19 protein-coding genes, 1 tRNA gene and 4 pseudogenes are annotated in these 21,266 nt (G+C 65.0%); 10 read left to right on the forward strand and 14 right to left on the reverse strand.

All coding sequences use genetic code 11. The annotated features are described in order from the left end of the window. Window positions 1-23 precede the first annotated feature (23 nt). Together HQ354_RS01355 and HQ354_RS01360 are read left to right on the forward strand one after the other, a co-directional pair. Window positions 24-305 carry a hypothetical protein gene (locus HQ354_RS01355; protein ID WP_167678996.1) on the forward strand — a complete coding sequence of 94 codons (282 nt, stop codon included), beginning with the start codon at window positions 24-26 and terminating at the stop codon, window positions 303-305. A 19-nt stretch (window positions 306-324) separates the two neighbouring features. Next, on the forward strand, window positions 325-717 hold the full coding sequence (locus HQ354_RS01360; RefSeq protein ID WP_068420479.1) for a VOC family protein: 393 nt from the start codon (window positions 325-327) through the stop codon (window positions 715-717). Window positions 718-724: 7 nt separating this feature from the next. Here HQ354_RS01360 and HQ354_RS01365 read toward each other — a convergent pair whose 3' ends face one another. Together HQ354_RS01365 and HQ354_RS01370 are read right to left on the reverse strand one after the other, a co-directional pair. Next, the gene (locus HQ354_RS01365; protein WP_167678992.1) at window positions 725-2,185 is read right to left on the reverse strand and encodes an aldehyde dehydrogenase family protein; all 1,461 of its coding nucleotides are present in this window, start codon (window positions 2,183-2,185) and stop codon (window positions 725-727) included. A 40-nt stretch (window positions 2,186-2,225) separates the two neighbouring features. Next, the gene (locus HQ354_RS01370; RefSeq protein ID WP_068420475.1) at window positions 2,226-2,780 is read right to left on the reverse strand and encodes a CbrC family protein; all 555 of its coding nucleotides are present in this window, start codon (window positions 2,778-2,780) and stop codon (window positions 2,226-2,228) included. An 84-nt stretch (window positions 2,781-2,864) separates the two neighbouring features. Here HQ354_RS01370 and HQ354_RS01375 point away from each other — a divergent pair, with 84 nt between their 5' ends. From HQ354_RS01375 to HQ354_RS01390, 4 genes are all read left to right on the forward strand, one after another. After that, on the forward strand, window positions 2,865-3,263 hold the full coding sequence (locus tag HQ354_RS01375; protein ID WP_206031308.1) for an ASCH domain-containing protein: 399 nt from the start codon (window positions 2,865-2,867) through the stop codon (window positions 3,261-3,263). A 151-nt stretch (window positions 3,264-3,414) separates the two neighbouring features. Then, complete coding sequence (locus HQ354_RS01380; protein ID WP_222634029.1) at window positions 3,415-3,789, forward strand: hypothetical protein; 375 nt, start codon at window positions 3,415-3,417, stop codon at window positions 3,787-3,789. 152 nt (window positions 3,790-3,941) lie between these two features. After that, window positions 3,942-5,213 carry a diguanylate cyclase gene (locus HQ354_RS01385; protein WP_222634030.1) on the forward strand — a complete coding sequence of 424 codons (1,272 nt, stop codon included), beginning with the start codon at window positions 3,942-3,944 and terminating at the stop codon, window positions 5,211-5,213. Window positions 5,214-5,472: 259 nt separating this feature from the next. Next, complete coding sequence (locus tag HQ354_RS01390; protein WP_068420471.1) at window positions 5,473-7,269, forward strand: alkyl/aryl-sulfatase; 1,797 nt, start codon at window positions 5,473-5,475, stop codon at window positions 7,267-7,269. A 250-nt stretch (window positions 7,270-7,519) separates the two neighbouring features. Here HQ354_RS01390 and HQ354_RS01395 read toward each other — a convergent pair. The 3 genes and pseudogenes from HQ354_RS01395 to HQ354_RS01405 all read right to left on the reverse strand — a co-directional run. Continuing rightward, a pseudogene (locus tag HQ354_RS01395) lies at window positions 7,520-7,780 on the reverse strand (SulP family inorganic anion transporter); the annotation flags it as partial. Window positions 7,781-7,819: 39 nt separating this feature from the next. Beyond that, window positions 7,820-8,481, reverse strand: a pseudogene (locus HQ354_RS01400) (GAP family protein). A 325-nt stretch (window positions 8,482-8,806) separates the two neighbouring features. Continuing rightward, window positions 8,807-8,879, reverse strand: a tRNA-Asn gene (locus HQ354_RS01405). 161 nt (window positions 8,880-9,040) lie between these two features. Here HQ354_RS01405 and HQ354_RS01410 point away from each other — a divergent pair. Further along, window positions 9,041-9,289: a hypothetical protein gene (locus HQ354_RS01410; protein WP_068420463.1), complete on the forward strand. Its 249-nt coding sequence runs from the start codon at window positions 9,041-9,043 to the stop codon at window positions 9,287-9,289. Here HQ354_RS01410 and HQ354_RS25995 read toward each other — a convergent pair. From HQ354_RS25995 to HQ354_RS01445, 8 genes and pseudogenes are all read right to left on the reverse strand, one after another. Beyond that, a pseudogene (locus HQ354_RS25995) lies at window positions 9,286-9,789 on the reverse strand (DNA primase); the annotation flags it as partial. The gene HQ354_RS01410 and the pseudogene HQ354_RS25995 overlap by 4 nt on opposite strands. A gap of 71 nt (window positions 9,790-9,860) precedes the next feature. After that, window positions 9,861-11,211: pseudogene (gene dnaG / locus HQ354_RS01415) on the reverse strand (DNA primase); the annotation flags it as partial. A 31-nt stretch (window positions 11,212-11,242) separates the two neighbouring features. Further along, window positions 11,243-12,514 carry a deoxyguanosinetriphosphate triphosphohydrolase gene (locus HQ354_RS01420; protein WP_206031311.1) on the reverse strand — a complete coding sequence of 424 codons (1,272 nt, stop codon included), beginning with the start codon at window positions 12,512-12,514 and terminating at the stop codon, window positions 11,243-11,245. A 2-nt stretch (window positions 12,515-12,516) separates the two neighbouring features. After that, the gene (locus HQ354_RS01425) at window positions 12,517-13,125 is read right to left on the reverse strand and encodes a YdcF family protein (RefSeq protein ID WP_254303370.1); all 609 of its coding nucleotides are present in this window, start codon (window positions 13,123-13,125) and stop codon (window positions 12,517-12,519) included. Window positions 13,126-13,291: 166 nt separating this feature from the next. Then, window positions 13,292-13,900, reverse strand: a complete 609-nt coding sequence (locus tag HQ354_RS01430; protein WP_068420457.1) for a response regulator transcription factor — start codon at window positions 13,898-13,900, stop codon at window positions 13,292-13,294. Further along, a complete protein-coding gene (locus tag HQ354_RS01435; protein ID WP_261768603.1) occupies window positions 13,897-15,015 on the reverse strand; it encodes a sensor histidine kinase in 1,119 nt (372 codons plus the stop codon). Before HQ354_RS01435 ends, HQ354_RS01430 begins: the two co-directional genes overlap by 4 nt. 22 nt (window positions 15,016-15,037) lie before the next feature. Beyond that, on the reverse strand, window positions 15,038-15,820 hold the full coding sequence (locus tag HQ354_RS01440) for an ABC transporter permease (RefSeq protein WP_167678981.1): 783 nt from the start codon (window positions 15,818-15,820) through the stop codon (window positions 15,038-15,040). Beyond that, window positions 15,817-16,728, reverse strand: coding sequence for an ABC transporter ATP-binding protein (locus HQ354_RS01445; protein WP_167678979.1), 912 nt, complete (start codon window positions 16,726-16,728; stop codon window positions 15,817-15,819). Before HQ354_RS01445 ends, HQ354_RS01440 begins: the two co-directional genes overlap by 4 nt. A 113-nt stretch (window positions 16,729-16,841) precedes the next feature. Here HQ354_RS01445 and HQ354_RS01450 point away from each other — a divergent pair, with 113 nt between their 5' ends. Continuing rightward, entirely contained in the window at window positions 16,842-18,770 is a 1,929-nt protein-coding gene (locus tag HQ354_RS01450; protein WP_222654523.1) for a TPM domain-containing protein, read from the forward strand. Window positions 18,771-18,857: 87 nt separating this feature from the next. Here the strand turns inward: HQ354_RS01450 and HQ354_RS01455 are convergent, their stop codons facing one another. Continuing rightward, window positions 18,858-20,243 carry a glycine--tRNA ligase gene (locus tag HQ354_RS01455; RefSeq protein ID WP_114332122.1) on the reverse strand — a complete coding sequence of 462 codons (1,386 nt, stop codon included), beginning with the start codon at window positions 20,241-20,243 and terminating at the stop codon, window positions 18,858-18,860. 205 nt (window positions 20,244-20,448) lie between these two features. On the opposite strand from HQ354_RS01455, the gene HQ354_RS01460 reads away from it, so the two are divergent. Further along, window positions 20,449-20,838: a metalloregulator ArsR/SmtB family transcription factor gene (locus HQ354_RS01460; protein WP_068420448.1), complete on the forward strand. Its 390-nt coding sequence runs from the start codon at window positions 20,449-20,451 to the stop codon at window positions 20,836-20,838. A 5-nt stretch (window positions 20,839-20,843) separates the two neighbouring features. Continuing rightward, on the forward strand, window positions 20,844-21,266 hold the full coding sequence (locus HQ354_RS01465) for a Fur family transcriptional regulator (protein WP_068420447.1): 423 nt from the start codon (window positions 20,844-20,846) through the stop codon (window positions 21,264-21,266).

Consider the following 21,266-nt stretch of genomic DNA (forward strand, 5'->3'; position numbering starts at 1 on the left):
GTCGGCGTGGTTGACTTCTTCCCATGTCCCAGGAGATCGAACACACCGAGGACGGGCGGTACATCATCGTCAAGGGCCGGCGTTGGCGTGCAACCGATCCCGCGATTCCCGAAGACCGAGGCGCTGAACTCAGATCGATCCTGATGGCGTGGCGACGGGAAGTGAAGCGTACTGGCGGCGCACCCGAATCCAGAGCTGGTGTGCAGGCCACGAAAGTGGCGCTCGGAGAACGTGGCACGCCGTGGTGGGAACAATCCGACGACGAGCGCCGACAACGATGGGAAGCTGATGTGCCGCGGCCCTGAAGACTCCGAAGGAGACACGATGGACATGAAGCTCGAACTGGTTCCGATCGCCGTGAAAGACGTCGACCTGGCGAAGGAGTTCTACACCGAACAGATGGGCTTCGTCGCCGACGTCGATGTACAGCCCGCCCCGGGCATACGCGTCGTACAGCTGACGCCGCCCGGTTCGGCCTGCTCCATCGGCATCGGTACCGGGCTGCCTGCGTACGACATGCCGCCCGGGTCGACGAAGGGGTTGCACCTCGTCGTCGAGAACATCGAGTCGACGCGTGCGGAGTTGATCGAGCGGGGTGTCCACGTCGAGGAGATCCAGGACGTCGGTGGCGGAGTGAAGTATGCGGCATTCGCCGACCCGGACGACAACACCTGGACATTGCAGGAGATGGCCTGGCGTACCGGCAAAAAGTTCTGACCCCGCGTCAGATCGCGTACTGCCGTCGGGAGTGTTGTACCCCGATCCAGTGGTCGGTGGTGAATTCGTCGATCGCCCAATCGCCACCGAATCGGCCTATGCCTGAGTTCTTTTCACCGCCGAAGGCCGTGTTGGGTTCGTCGTTGATCGTGGTGTCGTTGACGTGTGTCATTCCGGCGTCGATCCGGGCCGCGACGCGCACCCCTCGGTCCACGTCGCGGGTGAAGACCGCGCTGGACAGTCCGTACTCGGTGTCGTTGGCGAGTGCGACGGCGTCCTCCTCGTCTCGGGCGCGGATGACGGTCGCGACCGGACCGAAGACCTCTTCCGCAGCGGTCGCCACCTCGTTCGTGCCGAGCACGAGGTGGGGCCCGAGTACCCGCTGGGCCGGTCCGGATCGTGCGCCGCGCACGCGCACTTCCGCACCATCGGCTTCGGCGCGCGAGATCTTGTCCAGTATCGAGTCGACCTGCGAATCGTTGATGATCGGCCCGATCTGCGTCGACGGGTCGGACGGATCGCCGACGGTCAGCGCGCGCACTCGATCGGTCAGACGGTCCACGACCTCGTCGTGCACGCTGTCGACCGCGATGATGCGGTTCGTCGCCATACACACCTGGCCCTGATGAAAGAAGGAACCGAAGATCGCCGCGTCCACCGCCGCCTCGAGGTCCGCGTCGCCCAGGACGAGAAGCGGCCCGTTGCCACCGAGTTCGAGAGACATCTTCGTCAGCGGGGCAGACTCGGCAATCCCCTTGCCCACCGGCGTCGACCCGGTGAACGACACGAGTCGAGTGGTCGGATGTTGCGCTACGGCGTCGCCGATCTCGCTGCTCTTTCCGACGACGACCGACAGTACGCCGCTCGGAAGTCCTGCCTCCTCCAGGATCTTGGCCAGGAGAAGCCCACCGGTCACCGGGGTATCGCTGGCGGGTTTGAGGACGACGGCATTTCCGAGCGCGAGCGCAGGCGCGACCGAACGGTTCGACAGCTGCATCGGGAAGTTCCACGGGCTGATGACGGTGACCACGCCCAGCGGCTGTCGGTAGACCCGGTTTTCCTTTCCGTCGATCAACGCGGCGGGCAGAATGCGTCCGGCGGAACGCGTCGGATAGCTCGCGGCTTCGAGCATCACCGCGCGGACGGCGAGCCATTCCCACTCCGCCCGCGGCCTGATGCCTCCTGCTTCACGGATCAGCCAGTCGACGATCTCGTCCTTGCGCGCATCCATCACCTGGGCGGCACGGAAGAAGACCTCGGCCCGCTCGGTCGGCAGCGTGGCAGCCCAGTCACGTTGGGCGTGAGCAGCAGCGCGAAACGCGTCGTCGACGTCGTCCGCGTTCGCGAGCGGGAGGGAAGTCAGGGTCTCGTCGGAATAGGGGTTCACGTCGTCGGAGACCTCGCCGTAGCTGCCCGCCCGCCACGTCCCGGCGATGGGCATGGTGTCGAATCCGGTGTATGCAGTCATGTTGTTCGGGTGCCCGATCGGTCGACAGGCAAACCGCGGGTCAGCTCGCGTCGACGTGCAGGCGGTGCGCACCGCAAGACAGGCACCGGAACAGGTACCCCGCCAGGTCGCCCTCTCGTTCGAGGAAGGAGCGCACGACCGTCGTGTCGTAGCCGGTGCCGCCGTTCACATCAGCGGCGAAATCGTGTTCGTGCAGGTAGTTCTGAAGGTCGTCAGCGCCGACATCGCCCACGAACGCGCATGGACGCCCACAATGGGACTTCCATTGCTCCTGCTGCCACGTCGGGTACGACGGTGTCCGCTCGGAGACTTCACGCGATTCGTCGACGTCGATGGTGATCGGTTCGTCGGGCGACGACGGAACCCCCTCGATCCCGAGCCAGTCGTTGAACTCACCTCCGAACGTGCGCGCGGCGGTTCCGTCGGCGACGCACCACGGGCACAGGTAGTCGACCTCGTCGACGCAGTAGAACGAGCCACGGTACTTCAGTTCGCGTTCCCGGCCGCACGCATCGCACTTCCCCGATTCGTTCACGAAGTAACCGAGTTCGTATGCGCGAGGGTTGAATCGGAAGTTCGGAAGGTCGGCAGTCACGCATCGATTATGACTGCGTACGTCCGTCTACTGTTGCACGATGGTCCAGTCGGTCGAGCCCGACTGTCGCGCAGAGCAAGGAGCATGATGTTTCCGAGGATCGACGGTCTCCGCGTCATGGAGATCGGAACACCGGGTGCGAGTCGCGACGGGCTCACGTCGCTGATTCGGCAGGGACTCAAACGCGGCACGGCGGGGCTGCGGTCCGAGTACGACGCCGAGGGCGAAGAACTGGAACATGTCGGCGAACGCATGGTCCTCGTCGACAGCAGTGGTCGCGGTATCGGTTACTTGACGATCTCTGCAGTCGTGGTGACCACCTTCGGTGCAGTCACGTGGGAGTTCGCACAATCCGAGGGCGAAGGCGACGCAGACATCGAGCAGTGGCGAGAGAGTCACCGTCGATACTTCGCGCGCGCACATGGATTCGACGTGGCCGATTCGACACCTGTCGTCTGCGTGTCGTTCGAGTACAGCCCCTGAACGCACGTGTGCGGCGTGGAACCACACCCAGGGTTACATCGTCGCCCCCACGCGGGTCGACGAACGTCCCCCTCGGGGGTGTTATCGGGCACCGACTTTCCGGCAAAAGTAGAGCTCGTCCGAAACACACCCCGATTACAGGAGTCCCGCAATGTCCACGATCACCACCCGAACCGCAGCCGCAACCGCAATCGGCGTCGCCCTCGGGTTCGGTGTCGCATTCGCGCAAAGTTCCACTGCCGCAGCAACACCTGCGCTTGCCGGCGCGCCGCAGACCCCGGAGACAGTGCACGTCCGCGACCGCATCGGTTGCGCGAATGCCTGGCCCATGGTGGCATGCGACGCCCCGGACGAGGACGTACCCGAACAGATCGAACTGTACGAGCCGGGCACGTCACTCACCCAGCCCGGCGGCGTCGACCTCATGGGACCGGCCAGCACTCCCGTCCACGCCGCGAGCTATCCCCTCGAGCCCGACGACGGCGTGATCTCTCACCCGCTCGACCCCGACATGCCGTGGATGTGACGTGCCGACCCCACACACGACGTCCGATCCGGTCCGAACGCCGGGCAAGCCGGATATCTTTCGGTCAGGACGCCTGTAACGACCCCGGAATCGGTGTCGACGTGCACACTGAGGATTCTTACCGGTCGGGGTGATGGGTACGAGGTACAGCGATGGACGAGACCACACCGGCCGCCCCGGGTGTGTCGCAGATCGACCCCGACGGTCCGACAATCGGCATCACCCGATTCCATGTCGGTACCCGGACAATGACCTGGGATGCCCGGGCCGCCGCGCTGTTCGACGACACCGGGGACCGGCCACCGTTCGAGATCTGGGCCGAGCGCGTCCACCCGGACGATCACGACGTCGTCGCCGACCTGTACCGGGACGCGTTGGCCTCCATCGGCGCCGAATGCGTCTACCGCATCCGCCGCCCCAACGGCGAGATTCGCTACGTCCTCACGCGTAGCGTCGCCATCGAACCCGGCTCCTGGGGCGGTCCGGACGTGCTCACCGGAGTCGTTCTGGAATTGGACCCGGAGTTGGGTCGCGAAGCGTTGCTCACCCACGTTCTCGACAACGTCACGCTGGGGTTCGTCATCCTGGGCCGTGACATGACCGTCCGCTACATCAACGCGCAGAGCGAGAAGCATCTGGGCGTCCGCCGAAGCCACGTCCTCGGCCACCACATTCACCACGTACTACCGGCGTTGAGAGACACTTATCTCGATTACCTGCACCGAGAAGTCCTCCGCACCGAAGGGGAGGTGACACTGCGCACCGAGTCGATCTACCTTCCCGGCACCACGATGGAAGTGACCGCCACCTGCGTCGACGACGTCGTTGCCATCAGCTATCGCGATGTCACCGAGGAAACGCGGGCGCATTCGAGCACGATCGAGGCATATCGAGAACTACTCATCCGATCCCGGCTCGACGACCTCACCGGTGTCCTGAATAGGGCCGCCCTGTTCGAGCGGATCGCCCGAATCTCCGACGAGCTATCGGTCCCGGATGCGTTGTTGTTCATCGACGTCGACGACTTCAAAACCATCAACGACACGTACGGGCACATCACCGGCGATCTCGTGCTCCGTACGACCGCGCAACGTCTGTCCGCGGAATGCGATTCTTCGATGGTGATCGGCCGGATCGGTGGCGACGAATTCGTCGTCGCCCTGTTCCCGCGCACCGAACTCGGAAGTCCCACTGCTGCAACCGATGTGGCCGACCGGATGCACCGGTCCTCAGCGGCGCCGATTTTCACCGCCAGCGGCGAGATCGGCGTCTCCATCTCCATCGGTATCGCACAGAACCACGCCGGATGCGCAGTCGAGGAATTGCTGTCGAGCGCGGACGACGCGCTCTACCGGGCCAAGAAAGACCACCACCCATCCGATCCGGTGACACCGATCCGGCCTGTTCGACGCCGGCCGCGGTAGCCCGCAAATCGAAATCCACTGGGGACCGTCTTCACTTGATTCGCGACGTGGCCGCCTATCCGCTCGCAGACCTCGAGCACGCAACACTCACCCGTAACGGGCGAGGTCGTCATCTCTCTGTGGGTGCATGCTGTCAATCGGAACAGATCGCGGTCACCGATTCGCGACGGCATGCAGCATCTCGTCCGCCAACCCGGATTGGGTTATCGATGCCCGTTGGTCGACACCTTTGCAATCCTGTGTCCACCGAGGAGGATCGATGTCCGCCGATTTCGCCGACCGCACCGATTTCGCCAACGCCAACCGTGGTCTGATCGACGTTCTGGACCCCGCTCGAGTTCGCACTCCAGACGGCCGGATGGTCTACGACGCTGCGAATTTCGAGGCCGCGACGGCGGGAGAATGCCCCGACACCGTCAATCCGAGCTTGTGGCGGCAAGCGCAGCTCACCGCCATCCACGGACTGTTCGAGGTCACGAACGGGATCTACCAAATTCGTGGTTACGACCTGTCCAACATGACCCTCGTCGAAGGTGACACCGGTGTCATCGTCATCGACCCCTTGGTGTCGGCCGAATGTGCATCCGCAGGCCTCGCGCTCTACCGCCGACATCGTGGAGACCGCCCGGTGACCGCCGTCATCTACACCCATTCGCACATCGATCATTTCGGTGGTGTGCTCGGCGTCGTCGACGCCGACACCACGGTGCCGATCGTGGCGCCCGAGCATTTTCTCGAGCACGCAGTCTCGGAAAACGTATATGCCGGGAACGCCATGCTGCGCCGGGGGATGTATCACACCGGAGTCGTACTTCCGGTGGGCGCAACCGGAACACTGGGCGCTGGGCTCGGGCCCAGCACATCGACTGGAACTGTCGGCCTCCTCGCCCCTACGCTGGACATCACGCACACCGGGCAAACCGAAACCCTCGATGGCGTTCGTATCACCTTCCAGGTCACGCCCGGCACCGAAGCGCCGTCGGAGATGAACTTCTGCTTCCCCGACCACCGAGCTCTGTGTCTTGCAGAGAACGCCACGCACAACCTGCACAATCTGCTGACACTGCGAGGCGCGGAAGTTCGCGACGCACGCAACTGGTCGAGATACCTCGCCGAAGCAATAGAACTATTCGCCTACGACTGCGACGTCGCGTTCGCCTCGCACCACTGGCCGACCTGGGGCACCACCGAGCTCGTCACATTCCTCACCGAGCAGCGAGACCTGTACGCCTACCTGCACGATCAGACATTGCGGCTACTCAACGATGGTTTGGTCGGAACCGAGATAGCCGAAGACTTCTCGATGCCGCCCGCACTCGACGCCGCATGGCACACCCACGGGTACTACGGATCGGTCAGCCACAACGTCAAAGCGATCTATCAGCGCTATATCGGCTGGTACGACGGCAACCCCGCGCACCTATGGCAACACCCACCGCAGGCGGCGGGCGCACGCTACGTCCGTGCGCTCGGAGGCATCGATGTAGCGGTGGCGCGAGCGAAGGAGTTCGCCGACGAAGGCGACCTTCGCTTCGCGGCCGAACTTGCCGCCCACGCGGTGTTCGCCGAGCCAGACCACGCTGAGGCCAAGGGGGTACTCGAGAGCGTGCTGACACGCCTGGGATACGGCTCCGAATGCGCAACCTGGCGCAATAACTTTCTCGTCGGCGCGGACGAGGTGAACGGATCGAACCACCCAGCGGAAGTCAGCGCAGCTGGAATGGCGGCAGCTCTCACCATCACGCAGGTGTTCGACAGTATCGCCATCCGCATCGATGGCCCGAAAGCTTGGGACACAACGATTTCGATCCGTTGGCATTTCACGGACGTCGATGAAATCTATCGAATGGAACTGCACAACGGCGCCCTCATCCACTACCCGACACGTCGAACGGACCCAGCCGACCTCACGGTCACGCTGACGAAGCCGCAACTACTCGGCCTACTCGCAGGCCACGACACCGAGGCCACCATGGACGGCGACACTTCGACCATCAAACGAATTACCGACCTGACCACCCGACCCGACACCTCTTTCTCGATCGTCACACCATGAGCACGAGCATGCATCGCTGGTGCGGATCCCTGATGCAGGACGCCCGAGCCGTCGAGTCTTGGAACGTCGACGCCGTTCGATGCGGCCGTCACTGAGTGCACGGGGGGTCCTCCGCCGACAAGGCGTCGGCGATCGACACGAACACCGGTAGTGGATCTCCTTCTCCGGTGGTTACGAGAACGTCGCGAAATTGTCCGGTGTCACGGGCGATGCGGAACGCAAGGCCCCTGCGCTCCAGTTCGTTTCGTAACGCCGACAGCGCGGCGGTCGCGGACATCGGCCCCACGATCAGGTGTCGCGAACTACCCGCTGCCGCATAGAGAATGAGGGCGGGGACCGCCGCATACAGTCCGACGACAGGCGGAACGCCCGCGATGGTTGCGTAGGCCAATGCTTCTGGGACCAGGACAGCCCACACCGTGAGACCGGCGAGAATATCCGGACGCAGAAAACGAGCCCGATATCCGAACAACGAGGAGAACACGATGTGACGGGGGTAGTGGTTGCTCATCGACCTATCGAGTCCCCTCACGAGTTCTTGCGCTGCGGGTCAGAACAACCCGCCTATGCCTTTCCCGATCAAGACCACCGAAATCACCAGAATCAGAACGCTCATGACGGCGGTATTGTTCGTTTCCAACCATTCTTTGAGCGATGCCAGTGTGGGCGCCATCCGCTGTGCTGCAGCGTGATACGCGATGACGGGTACCGTTACTGTCGAAGCGGCGAGGACGGTGAAAACGGCGACTGCGGTGATGGTCTCCCCGGTGCCATTCGCGCCGCCGCCGATGGTGATGCCTGCAGCGATGCACATCAGTACGTTCTTCGGGTTGATTGCGGCGAGTGCGAAACCAACGCCGGCCCTTTGCCCGCAGTCATGTCGTCGATCGCAGCCATCCATTTGGGTGCCTCGTGCCGGGCTGCACGCGAGCGCCACTGACGAACACCGAGTGCGAGTAGGAACGCGCCGAGGATGAGCTTGATCCACGACGCCGTCGTGGACGGTTCGTCGTCCGGTCCGGTTGCAGCGCCGCCAACGACGGCGAAAATTGTAGTTACGACGATGATCCCGACAACCCATCCAACTGCGAAGCCGATACTGGTGCTGGCAGCTCGTTTTCCGAGCAGCACCAATATCGCCGCGATGATCGGAATCGGAGATATCGCTACCCCCACTGCCAGTGGCAGAAGCTCTCCGATGACCGTTCCCATGGTGCGGTCTCCGTTCAGGAAAGAGAATCGTCGGCTCAGTAGACGGTAGAAGCGGCTCCGCCGAGTGACTTCATCTGTTGCGGGTGAGGTCCGGCCTTCGAAGTGACTCGGTGCGACAGTCGCCGCATCTCGATCACCGTGAGGCCCAGGGTGTCGAACTGACCCGCTATTCCCGACGCGTGGGCTCGGCGGCCCCGGCCACGCGAAATCTACCCTCCTGTTGTGCGCTTTCACGCCCCCCGGACCGCACAACAGGAGGGTAAATTTCCGAACGGCACCGGAACGCGAAAAACCCCCACCCAGTGAACTGGATGGGGGCTCAGCGCTCCCCCGGCTGGACTCGAACCAGCAACCGTCCGATTAACAGTCGGAAGCTCTGCCAATTGAGCTACAGGGGATTACTCCGTGGCTTCGCACTCTCGTGCGGCCGAGAGAAACAATAGCGCACACCCCCATGGAAGTACCAAATCGCCCCCGTCAGGCAGGATGGACAGCACGTGAGAACGGGTATGGCGTGTGGAGCCTGCGGACGACCTGCCGGACATAGAGGAGGACAGTGATGATTCGTGTGGTTCTGGCTGCCGGGGCAGCGTATGTACTCGGAGCCAAGGCGGGGCGTGGTCGCTACGAGCAGATTCGCAAGACCGCGGCCGCCGTGGCGGGCAGTCCGGCGACGAAGAAGGTCATCGAGGTGAGCCGCCAGAAGTTGTCCGACTCGCTGAACACGCAACCGAGGCTCGAGCCGATGAAACCCATCGACGACGAGACCCAGCTGTACATCCCCCAGGATCAGTTGCGTAAGGGCTAGCCGGCGGCGGAGTCGTCCTCGACGTTGCCGATGGCCTGCTCCAGCAGACTCCGTCGGTACTGTTCGAGGGCGATGACGTCCCCGAGCAGCGCGTAGTACTCGTCCTGATTGTCGGCCGGTGACATGCGCTGCATCTTCGACTTCAGTTCGGCGACCTGTTCACCCACCCACACCTCTTGCAGACGCGCGAGCACTCCGCCGATGTAGCGGGTGAGCGCCGCGTCGGCCACGTTGATGTTCTCGACTGCGAGTTCCATCACCAGCGACTGCACGACGGGTCCGTCGGCCTGCTTCGCGACGGCGTCGACCCATGCTCCCCCACCCAACCCGGCCGCGGTACCGCCCGCGGCGGCGACAGCGGCACTGACGGCCGCGTACGCGGGGTGTGTGAACGTCTCCGGCGGCAACGAATCGAACACCGACCCCGCGATCGCCGGATGCTGCAGCACCGACTTGAGCGCGTCGCGCTGCGGCCACAGGACCGGGTCTTTCGGGTGCGGTCGCGCAGGACCCGACGCGACCTCCGGCTCGTTTCGGGGCTTCTCGAACGGCGCCCGTTTGCCTCGGGCATCCCCGCCGCGCGCACCCTTCTTGGCCTCGTCCCGCACGCGCTTCAGCACCATCGCGGTGTCGTCCCACCCGGCCCAGCCGGCGAGCTGGCGTGCGTACTCGTCTCGCAGCGACGCGTCCTTGATGCGTGCGACGACCGGAACCGTGCGACGCAACGCTTCGACGCGTCCCTCGGGCGTGTCCAGATCATGTTCGCTCAGAAGCGATTTGACGACGAACGCGAACATCGGAGTCCGACGCGCAACGAGATCGCGCACCGCGCCGTCACCGGACTTCTGCCGTAACTCGCACGGGTCCATGCCCTCCGGCGCGATGGCGACGAAGGTCTGTCCGGCGATCTTCTGGTCACCCTCGAACGCCTTCATCGCGGCGGCTTGACCGGCGGCGTCGCCGTCGAACGTGTAGATGACCTCGCCACGAAAGTAGCTGTCGTCCATCATGAGTCGTCGCAGCATGGCGAGGTGGTCCTCACCGAACGCCGTGCCGCACGACGCGACTGCGGTCTTCACGCCGGCGAGATGCATCGCCATGACGTCGGTGTAGCCCTCGACGATGACGGCCTGATGCGACTTCGCGATCTCCTTGCGCGCGAGATCGAGGCCGAACAACACCTGAGACTTCTTGTACAGCATGGTTTCCGGCGTGTTGATGTACTTGCCGGGCATGGTGTCGTCGTCGAACAGCTTGCGCGCACCGAAGCCGATGACGTCGCCGCTCTGGCTGCGGATCGGCCAGACGAGCCGTCGACGGAATCGGTCGATGGGTGTTCCGCGCTTGCCCGGCGTCGCCAGGCCGGCGTCGATGATCTCCTTGGCCTCGAAGCCTCGACCGAGCAGATGCTTGGTGAGCGTGTCCCAGCCGTCGGGCGCATACCCGCAGCCGTACGTCAAAGCCGCCTGGCCGTCGAAGTTGCGCTCGGTGAGATAGTCACGGGCGGTCTGCGCATCCGGTTCACGCAGCCGCGCTGCGTAGAACTCCTGCGCGGCGGTGTTCGCAGCTATCAGACGCGCCCGCGTGCCTCGGTCACGTTGGACCGAGGTTCCTCCGCCCTCGTAATTGATCGAGTAGTTCAGTCGATCCGCGAGTTGCTCGACGGCCTCGACGAACGAGATGTGTTCGATCTTCTGGAGGAAGGAGTAGGCGTCGCCGCCCTCGCCGCAGCCGAAGCAGTGAAAGTGCCCGTGATTCGGCCGCACGTGGAAGGACGGCGACTTCTCGTCGTGAAAGGGACACAGCCCCTTCATCGAGTCGCCGCCCGCGCGCTTGAGCGAGACGTAGTCACCGACGACGTCTTCGATCCGTGTGCGTTCGCGAATGGCGGCTATGTCACGTTCAGGAATTCGGCCGGCCACGCACGGCAGTCTAGTACTTCCTGCGGTCGGCTCAGCCCCAGCTGGCTTGAGCTCCCAGGCTGCGCTTGTCGACCAGCTCGAGCCGACTCTCGGTGTAAGACGCGATCTGATCGACGACCACGCGTGTCCGTTCGCCGTCGCTTCCCGCCGCATTCCACGCGGGAACCAGGATCGGGTCCAATTCGGCGGGCGCAGAGCGTAACAACCACTCGGCGACGCGGTGAATCCGGTCACGTTGGCGTCCTTGGCGCACTTTGTGACTCGCGTCGGACATCACGTAGCGCAGCGCCATCGTCTTCAGCAGCGCGACCTCGGACGCGACGACCGCGGGGATCTCCAGATCGGCGTCGTACCGCGACAGCGGATCGGTCCCCCACTTGACCCGGGTGGCGTCGATCGCAGCGGTCGCGAAGCGACCGACCAGTTCACTCGTCAAATGCTTCAGCGCGACCGATGCGGCGAGCGTTCCGTCGTACGTTCCGACCGCGACGACGACGGGCATGCGGGACAGTCTGTCGGCCGCCTCGATCAACTCTCCGGCGTCGAGACCGCGAAACTCGCGGACACCCAGTTCGGCCAACTCGCGCTGAGCTGTCGGATCGCCCAAGGCTCGCAGATCGATGCGGGCATCGATGACGCCGTCCTCGACGTCGTGCACCGAGTAGGCGACGTCGTCGGCCCAGTCCATCGACTGCGCTTCCAGGCATCGCCGACGGTTGGGCGCGCCGTCGCGCACCCAGTCGAGAATCGGCTTGTCGTCGTCGTACGCCCCGAATTTCGCACCGGGCGACGGCCGAAGCCAGGGGTACTTGATGGCTGCGTCGAGCGAGGCGCGCGTGAGGTTCAGCCCGACGCTCCTGCCGTCGTCGCCCAGCACCTTCGGTTCGAGTCCGGTGAGGATGCGCAGGTTCTGGGCGTTGCCCTCGAAGCCACCGCAGTCGGCGGCGATCTCGTCGAGCGCCCTCTCACCGTTGTGGCCGTAGGGCGGGTGGCCGATGTCGTGCGCAAGCCCTGCGAGGTCGACCAGGTCGGGGTCCGCGCCGAGACCTTCGCCGATGCTGCGGCCGATCTGCGCGACCTCGAGCGAATGGGTCAACCGTGTACGTGGGGTGTCGCCGTCGCGTGGGCCGGTGACCTGGGTCTTGTCGGCAAGTCGCCGGAGCGCCGCGCAATGCAGCACGCGGGCGCGATCACGGGCGAACGCGCTGCGGTGCGACGCGTTCTCATGGGTCGCGTCGAGCCCGGCTGTCTTCGGCGCCTCGGCGACGAAGCGCTCGTAGTCGTGTTCGCTGTAGGAGCTCAAGTTCACTGGCCTGCCGTGTAGGAGAAGTCCGCATTGAAGTGCGTCAGTTGGTACCAGAGCAACGCGCCGGTCTCGCGAGCGATTCCGTGCGCCTGCGACTCGCGGGTGTAGACGGCAGGGCCGGTACGCGTCGGCGACGTCCATGCGTCGAGGCCTGCGTCGCGGGCCATCGTGCGCGTGCGCAGCGAATGCCAGGGGTCACTGACCAGTACGACGGACGATTTGCCCTGCGCGAGCAGCGTCTGGCTGACGGCCTCGATGCTCTCGAGCGTGTCCGAGCCCTCCTCGACCGCGATCACGCGATCGGCCGGGACACCCTGCTCGATGAGATAGTTCCGACCCGACGCAGCTTCGGTGTACAGGTCGCCTTCCTGCTTGCCGCCGACGGTGACGACCTCGGGCGCGACGCCCTGCTCGAACAGGTCTGCAGCCTGGGACAGTCGCGCTTCGAACACGCTCGACGGTGTCCCCGAGTACTGAGCCGCGCCGAGCACGACGATCGCGTCGGCGGCGGTGTTGTCGTCGATCCGGGCCACTTGCCACACGCGGAAGGCGGTACCACCGACGACGAGCAGACCGATCAGCACGACGCCCAGCAAGAGCCGTGACACCCACCGTCCGAGCGTGCCGAAGAAGCCGAGCCGCGTGGGCTCGGGATCCGGCGGACCGTACGGGTCGCCGTAATGATCTCCGTACGGATCACGGTCGAGAGTCGAGTTCACCCCTCGAGTTTGCCAGCCACGCCGGCGAGCGCGACACGACGACACGCAGACCGGGTCACAGCCACCCGCGGCTCTCGGCCACTCGAATGGCCTCGGCACGCGTCGTCGTACCCGTTTTTCCGATCGCCGAGGACAGATGGTTGCGCACGGTTCCTTCGGACAGATGCAGCGCCGCGGCGACGCGAGCAGCTGTGCCACCGGCCGCGGCTTCGCGCAGAACATCCCGCTCACGGGCGGTCAGCGGCGAGACGCCGTCGGTGAGGGTTTCCGTCGCCAACGTCGGGTCCACAACGCGCAAGCCCATGTGGACGCGTCGGACGGCGTCGGCGAGCTGGCGGGCGGGAGTGTCCTTGACGACGAATCCATCGGCGCCCGCATCGATGGCACGTCGCAGATATCCGGGCCTGCCGAAGGTGGTGACGATCATCACCCGACACGACGGCACCGCCCGACGCAAGGCTGCAGTCGCGGCGATCCCGTCGAGACCCGGCATCTCCACGTCGAGCAACGCGACATCGGGTAGATGCCGGGCGGCGGCAGCCACGACTTCGTCTCCTCGGCCGACTTCCGCGACGACCTCGAGATCGGACTCCAGGTCGAGCAGGGCGGCCAGCGCCCCGCGCACGAGCGCCTGATCGTCGGCGAGCATCAGACGAATACTCATGGGCACTCCACCTCGAGACTGAACCCACCCGCCGCCGATCGGCCGACGGACAGCGACCCCTGTGCCGCGCGGACGCGATCGGCCAAGCCGCGCAACCCGTTTCCGTCCTCCCCCGAGCGACCGGTCATGCCGGAACCGTCGTCGGAAATTTCGATGCGCGTCGCACCGAGGACAACGGTGCACCGCTCGGCGCCGCTGTGCCGAATCACGTTGGTGACGGCCTCGCGCAACGTCCATCCGAACAGTTCGCGGTTACGCAGCGGCACGACGTCGGCGTCGGCTGGTAGATCGGGTTCGATTCCCGCGGTCGCCAGTGCAGAACGCGCACTGGCCAATTCGGTGGCGATGTCGACCTTGCGCAAGCCTCCGACGGTCGACCGGACGTCGCTCAACGCCTCACGGGCGAGCGACTCCACCTGCCCGATCTCGACGGCAGCACGGGCAGGGTCGATATCGATCAACCGCCCGGCCAGTTCTGCTTTGACCGTGATGACGGTCAGCGAATGGCCGAGGATGTCGTGCACGTCGCGGCCGACGCGTTCCCGCTCGGCGACGATCGCCAGGTCTGCGAGTTGCTGACGCGCAGCGGCAAGTTCGTGATTGCGCTTGAACACCTGCGTGATCCCCCAGGCGGCGACCGCACTGATCACGAGTTGGAACGCGAAGAACGTGCCGGGATTCCATTCGGGGACGAGGCGGGGAACGATCTCGACGACGGCGACCATCACGGCAACCGTCGTCCAGGCCTGTCTGCTGGGCAGCGTCATGACGGCGAGGACGGCCATGTAGATCGTCGCGCCGAACGCCTGGGTACCCACCATTACCGCGAGAGCAACGACGAGAGCGCCCATCACGCCGAGTCCTGCCCACGCGTAGCTCGACCGAATTCGTCGGTGAGCTCGATTCGCGTTGCGGAAACCCCAGAACGTCGCGACGAACGTGGCACCGAACGCGATGATCACGAGCGTCGCGAGCACCTTCTGCCACACGTCCGGCAGTGAAAGAGCTTCTCCGAGTGGGTAAGCGAGGTAGAACAGCCAGATCATGCCGAAAGCCCAGCCGAAACGGGACATCCGACCCACGTTCTCGGATGCCTCCGTCTCGGCTGGTGTCATGGTGCTCACGGTAGTACCGGCCTCAGACACGCCGAGTGTCGCGTCGGAACAACATCGCGGCGCCGACGACGAACACCGCAGCCCACACGACCAGGTTCACCGCGGCGATCGCGAGCGTGCCGGACGACGGTTCCGTGAACGGCGCGCGGGCGACGGTCGCGAGTCCGTACAGCGGGGTGAACCTCGCGAGAATCGGGAACCAGCCGTTGTCGGCGAGCGGAACGAACAACCCGCCCGCGAATGCGAGCACCGCAAGCACGGGTCCGAGTACCTGCATGACGTTCTCCGACGGCAGCAGGTATCCCATGAACAGCCCGAACGCGGCGAACACCGAGCTGCCGAGCCACGCGATGACTCCCGTCGACAACCACACCCACAGCGGCATGTCCGCCCCGAACGCGGCCGCAACGGCGAACACGACGACCACCGACGCCAGTCCCATCGTCATCGCGATTAACATCTTCGTGACGATGTAGGCGACAGGACGCAGCGGGGTCAGTCGCAGTTGTCTACTCCAGCCCTGTGCACGTTCGACCGACACCATCGCTCCCCCGCTCGTCGCGGCGAGCATCGCACCGTAGACCGCCATGCTGATCGCGACGAACGCCGTGACGTTGCCGTTCGCGAACGCGTAGTTGCTCGTGTAGTCGGACTGCGTCCCGAAGATCACGAAGAACACCGGCGGCATCACCAACGTGAACACGACGGTCCGTCGATTGCGGATCAGGCGTGTGATCTCCAGGCCGAGGAACGTCAAGCTGAAACCGCCCAGCGGCAACGTCTTTCGAGATGCAAGCGTGGTCATGTCCAGCTCCCTACGAGGTCGGCGGAACGATCGGTGGTCAGTGCGAGGAACGCGTCCTCGAGATTCCTGGAAACGATTTCGAGATCGGTCGCGCCGACGTCCAGCAAGTACCGCGCGACGGCATCGGAGTTCCGTCCGTGGACGAGTACGCGGTCCCCGCGCGTCTCCACCTTGTCGACGCCGGGCAGCTGCAGGACCGCGGATCGATCGATGCCCGGTGCGGTCGCGGTGACCGTGCGGCCCGATGCGAGATTCTTGACCTCGGCTGCACTGCCGTCGGCGACGATCCGGCCATGGCGCAGCAGCACGATCCGGTCCGCATACGCGTCGGCCTCGTCCAGGTAGTGGGTAGCGAACAGAACGGTTCGGCCGCGGCGGGCGTCGTGACGGATCGCATCCCAGTAGTCGCGTCGGCCTTCGACGTCCATGCCGGTCGTGGGCTCGTCGAGAACGAGCAGGTCCGGTTCCGGCAGCAACGCCAGCGCGAATTTCAGACGCTGCTGCTGGCCGCCCGAACATTTCCCGACGCGTCTGCCGCCGATATCCGCGATGCCTGCCCGCTCGAGCACGTCGTCGACGGGTTGGGTTAGAGGAAACAGCGCTGCGGTGAGACGCACCGTCTCGCGCACGGTCAGGTCACGGATCAGCCCACCGGACTGCATGACGGCGGCGACGCGTCCCGCGCTGATCGCGTCGGCCGGGGAGGTCCCGAAGACTTGGGCGCTGCCGGCGTCCGGGGTCGCGAGACCGAGCATCATGTCGATGGTCGTCGTCTTGCCTGCGCCGTTCGGACCGAGGAACGCGACCACTTCCCCGGGTTCGACGCGCAAGCTGACGTCGGCGACAGCCTGCACGGACCCGTACGACTTGTTCAGATGCTCGAGAAGCACTGCTGGTGTCGTTGTCATGAGAACAACTCTGCTGTCGATGCAGGCCCGGAGCCTCGTTCGAGCGTCACGACCCTGGCATGACAACTGTCACGACTCCGCCCGGAACGACCGTCCCGGTAGATTCTTCTCCCATGGCAGTCCGGCGCTTCTTCGCAGTCAGTGTCCTCACGACGATTCTCGGATTCGCAGCGTTGCTGGGTGCCGCGGCACCGGCGTCGGCCGACCGACCGTCCCGGCTCGCGGGTCAGATCACCGACACCGTACAAGCTCTCGACGACGGTCAGATTGCCGACGTGCAGGCTGCGATCGACGACCTGTACGACTCCGATCGTGTCCGGTTGTGGGTGGTCTACGTCGCCGACTTCGACGACACCGATCCATCGGCGTGGGCACAGGCGACGGCTCAGGCCAGCAGCTTCGGCGATCGCGACGTCCTGCTCGCAGTCGCGACCGTCGACCGTTCCTACAGCATGTGGGTCCCCACCGGGCTGACCGAGATCACCGACGCCGAGATCACGGAGATGCAGACGGACAACATCGAACCCGCTCTGCGCGAGGAGGACTGGGCAGGGGCGGCGATCGTCACGGCCGGCTCCCTCTCCGACGCCTATTCGTCCTCCGGATCCGGTGGATCTGCGACTCCGTGGCTCATCGGCGCGGGTGCGGTCGTCGTCGCCGGTGGCGGTGCCGTCGCCTATTCGTCGCGACGGAAGAAGAAGCACCAGCAGGCAAGCATCGAGGCCGCGGAACGAATCGACCCCACCGACACCGCTGCACTGTCGGCTCTGCCGCTCGACGTGCTCGACGCGCGGGCTCACTCCATGCTCGTCGAGACCGACAACGCGGTACGGGCCAGCGAAGAAGAACTCGCGATCGCGCGATCGGAGTTCGGCGACACGACGGCGGCCCCGTTCATCACCGCGTTCGAGGAGGCGAAGAAGGCGCTCGGCGCCGCGTTCGAAGTTCGCCAGCGTCTCGACGACGCGATTCCCGAAACCCCGGATCAGCGCCGTTCGATGCTGATCCAGATCATCTCGTCGTGCGGCCGGGCCGATCACGAACTCGACTCTCGCGTGGCCGAATTCGAGCAGATGCGTGACTTGCTGATCAACGCGGGGTCGACGCTCGACTCGCTGACGCAGGCGGTCGTCGCGCTGACCGTCCGTGTGCCCGAATCGGAGGCGGTGCTGGCTCGGTTGCACACCGAATTCGCCGAACCGGCCCTCGCATCGATCTCGTCGAACATCGTGATGGCCCGCGAGGACATCGAACTGGCCGAGCGCAACATCGAGGTGGGCCGTGCAGCAGCCGCGAAACCCGCAGGCCAACAGGGCGAACTCGTCTCCGCCGTGCGCACGGCAGAGAAAGCCGTCGACCAGGCGCGGTCGTTGCTCGACGCAGTCGACCACGCGCAGAACGACATTCGGAACGCCATCGCGACGCTGCCAGCGGCGATCGAGGACGTGCGACGCGACATCGCGAACGCGGCCACGCTGACCGAGCACGGCGGTCAGGAACTGCAGACCGCCCGCGCCGCGGCCGAGGAGGCGCTACGGAGCGCGGTGGCGTCGCAGTCCGCCGATCCGCTGGGCAGCTTCAACCGACTCGTGGAGGCGGATCGGCATCTCGACGCCGTGATCGACTCCGCGACCGAAGCCAAGACGCAGGAGGACCTTCTTCGCGCTCGGCTGCAGCGGGACCTCGGCGGCGCACAATCCCAGATCACCGCCGCCAAGGACTACATCTCGACCCGGCGTGGTGGTGTCGGCGCCACTGCCAGGACACATCTCGCCGAAGCCGAACGGCACTTCGACGCGGCACGGCACCTCGAGGCGTCGGATCCCGCCACGGCACTCCAACATGCCCAAGCTGCAGCACAATTGGCGTCGCGGGCGTCGCAGCAGGCACAGGCCGACGTCCGGGACTGGGAAGACAGCCGACGCCCGCGCGGAGGATCCGGGGGCGGTACCGCAGGTGCTGTCCTCGGCGGCATCCTCATCGACAGCGTGCTCCGCGGCAGCCGTGGGGGCGGCGGACGCGCAAGCGGTGGCCGGTTCTAGTCCGCGGGTTCCCCCGGATAGAGCGAATGACGCCCTCGGTCACTCTGAGTGACCGAGGGCGTCATTCGGTAGTGCTGCTAGCCGGAATCACGCACCCAGCAGGCGCGCTCCCAGGTAGGCCTCGACCTGATCGAGGGCGACCCGCTCCTGCGCCATCGTGTCACGCTCACGGATGGTGACGGCCTGGTCGTCGAGGGTGTCGAAGTCGACGGTGATGCAGAACGGTGTACCGATCTCGTCCTGGCGACGGTAGCGACGGCCGATGGCACCGGCGTCGTCGAATTCGACGTTCCAGAACTGACGCAGCTGCTGAGCGAGGTCCTTCGCCTTCGGCGTCAGGTCGGCGTTACGCGAGAGAGGCAGAACCGCGACCTTGACCGGCGCCAGACGACGGTCGAGCTTGAGCACGACGCGCTTGTCGACGCCGCCCTTGGCGTTGGGGGCCTCGTCCTCAGTGTACGCGTCGACGAGGAACGCCATCAGCGAACGCGTCAGACCTGCTGCAGGTTCGATGACGTACGGCGTGTAGCGAGTGTCGGTGGCCTGCTCGTAGAAGCTGAGGTCCTGGCCCGACGCCTTCGAGTGCACCGACAGGTCGTAGTCGGTGCGGTTGGCGATGCCTTCGAGCTCGCCCCACTCACTGCCCTGGAAGCGGAAGCGGTACTCGATGTCGACCGTCCGCTTGGAGTAGTGCGACAGCTTCTCCTGAGCGTGCTCGTAGAGACGCAGGTTCTCCGGGTCGATGCCGAGGTCGGTGTACCACTTCATGCGGTAGTCGATCCAGTACTGGTGCCACTCGTCGTCCTCGCCGGGCTTGACGAAGAACTCCATCTCCATCTGCTCGAACTCGCGCGTGCGGAAGATGAAGTTGCCGGGGGTGATCTCGTTGCGGAAGCTCTTGCCGATCTGACCGATACCGAACGGCGGCTTCTTCCGCGACGTCGTCAGCACGTTGGCAAAGTTGACGAAGATTCCCTGTGCCGTTTCGGGGCGCAGGTAGTGCAAGCCCTCTTCGTTGTCGACGGGACCGAGGTAGGTCTTGAGCAGACCGGAGAACGCGCGCGGCTCGGTCCACTGGCCAGGGTCGCCGGTTTCGGGATCGCGGATGTCGGCGAGGCCGTTCTCGGGAGGGTGCCCGTGCTTTTCCTCGTACGCCTCGATGAGGTGGTCGGCACGGTAGCGCTTGTGCGTGATGAGCGACTCGACCAGCGGGTCGGAGAACGTCTCGACGTGGCCGGAAGCCTCCCACACCTCACGCGGCAGAATCACCGACGAATCGAGGCCGACGGTGTCTTCGCGACTGGTGACCATGTTGCGCCACCACTGCTTCTTGATGTTGTCCTTGAGCTCGACGCCGAGGGGGCCGTAGTCCCAGGCAGACTTGGTACCGCCGTAGATCTCGCCGCAGGGGTACACGAGTCCTCGACGCTTGGCGAGGTTGGCGACGGTTTCGACTTTGGACTTGGGTGCCACTGGCGGAGCTCTCCATCTTGTGTCTGGTGAGAGGGACTTTCTTCAGGCACCGAGCCTATCGGTCGTGACCACTTTCTCCGAACACTGCCTACCTCGTTTGACATGCGCACTTGTGCATATCAAAATGGAAGTGATTTGCATTAACAGTCGCTGGACTAGTCTGTAGCGATACCCCGACACCACCCGAAGGAGTTTTCCGTTGGCAATGCTGGAAACCGACCCTTCACCTCTCGGGGACGACGATCGCACGGACGAGGGCCTGGCTGCCCACTCCCACGACCCGTTCGCGTCGGTCCCCCCTGCTCCCGTTCCTCCGAAGGACACGCTGGTCGCAGCCGGTGACATTCTGCGCGCATTGGCAGCGCCCGTACGCATCGCGATCGTTCTCCAACTGCGCGAGTCCGAGCGATGCGTCCACGAGCTCGTCGGTGCGCTCGGCGTCACCCAGCCCTTGATCAGCCAGCACCTGCGTGTGCTCAAGTCGGCAGGTGTGGTCCGCGGTGAACGCAACGGTCGTGAGGTGCTCTATCGTCTCGTCGACGATCATCTCGCACACATCGTCGTCGACGCCGTCGCCCACGCAGAAGAGAGCTGATATTCGTGACCGAATCTCCCGCGCCGCGCAAACCTGTGGCCGTCGGCGTCCGCGCAACCAAGCAGCGCAGCGCCATTTCCGATCTTCTCGACAACATCGAGGAGTTCCGGTCGGCACAGGATCTGCACGACGAACTGCGCAAGCGCGGTGAGGGAATCGGCCTGACCACGGTGTACCGAACGCTGCAGACGCTGGCCGACGCGGGCACCGTCGACGTATTGCGCACCGACACCGGCGAATCCGTCTACCGACGCTGCTCGTCCGGTCACCACCATCACCTCGTGTGCCGCGACTGCGGTTACACGGTCGAGGTCGAGGGCCCGACGGTCGAGAAGTGGTCGCAGAACGTCGCCGAGAGCAACGGGTTCAGCGACGTCAGCCACACGATCGAGATCTTCGGCACCTGCAGCGAGTGCAAGGCCAAGTAG

The organism is Rhodococcus sp. BP-261 (assembly GCF_019835205.1).
GTDB lineage: Bacteria > Actinomycetota > Actinomycetes > Mycobacteriales > Mycobacteriaceae > Rhodococcoides > Rhodococcoides kyotonensis_B.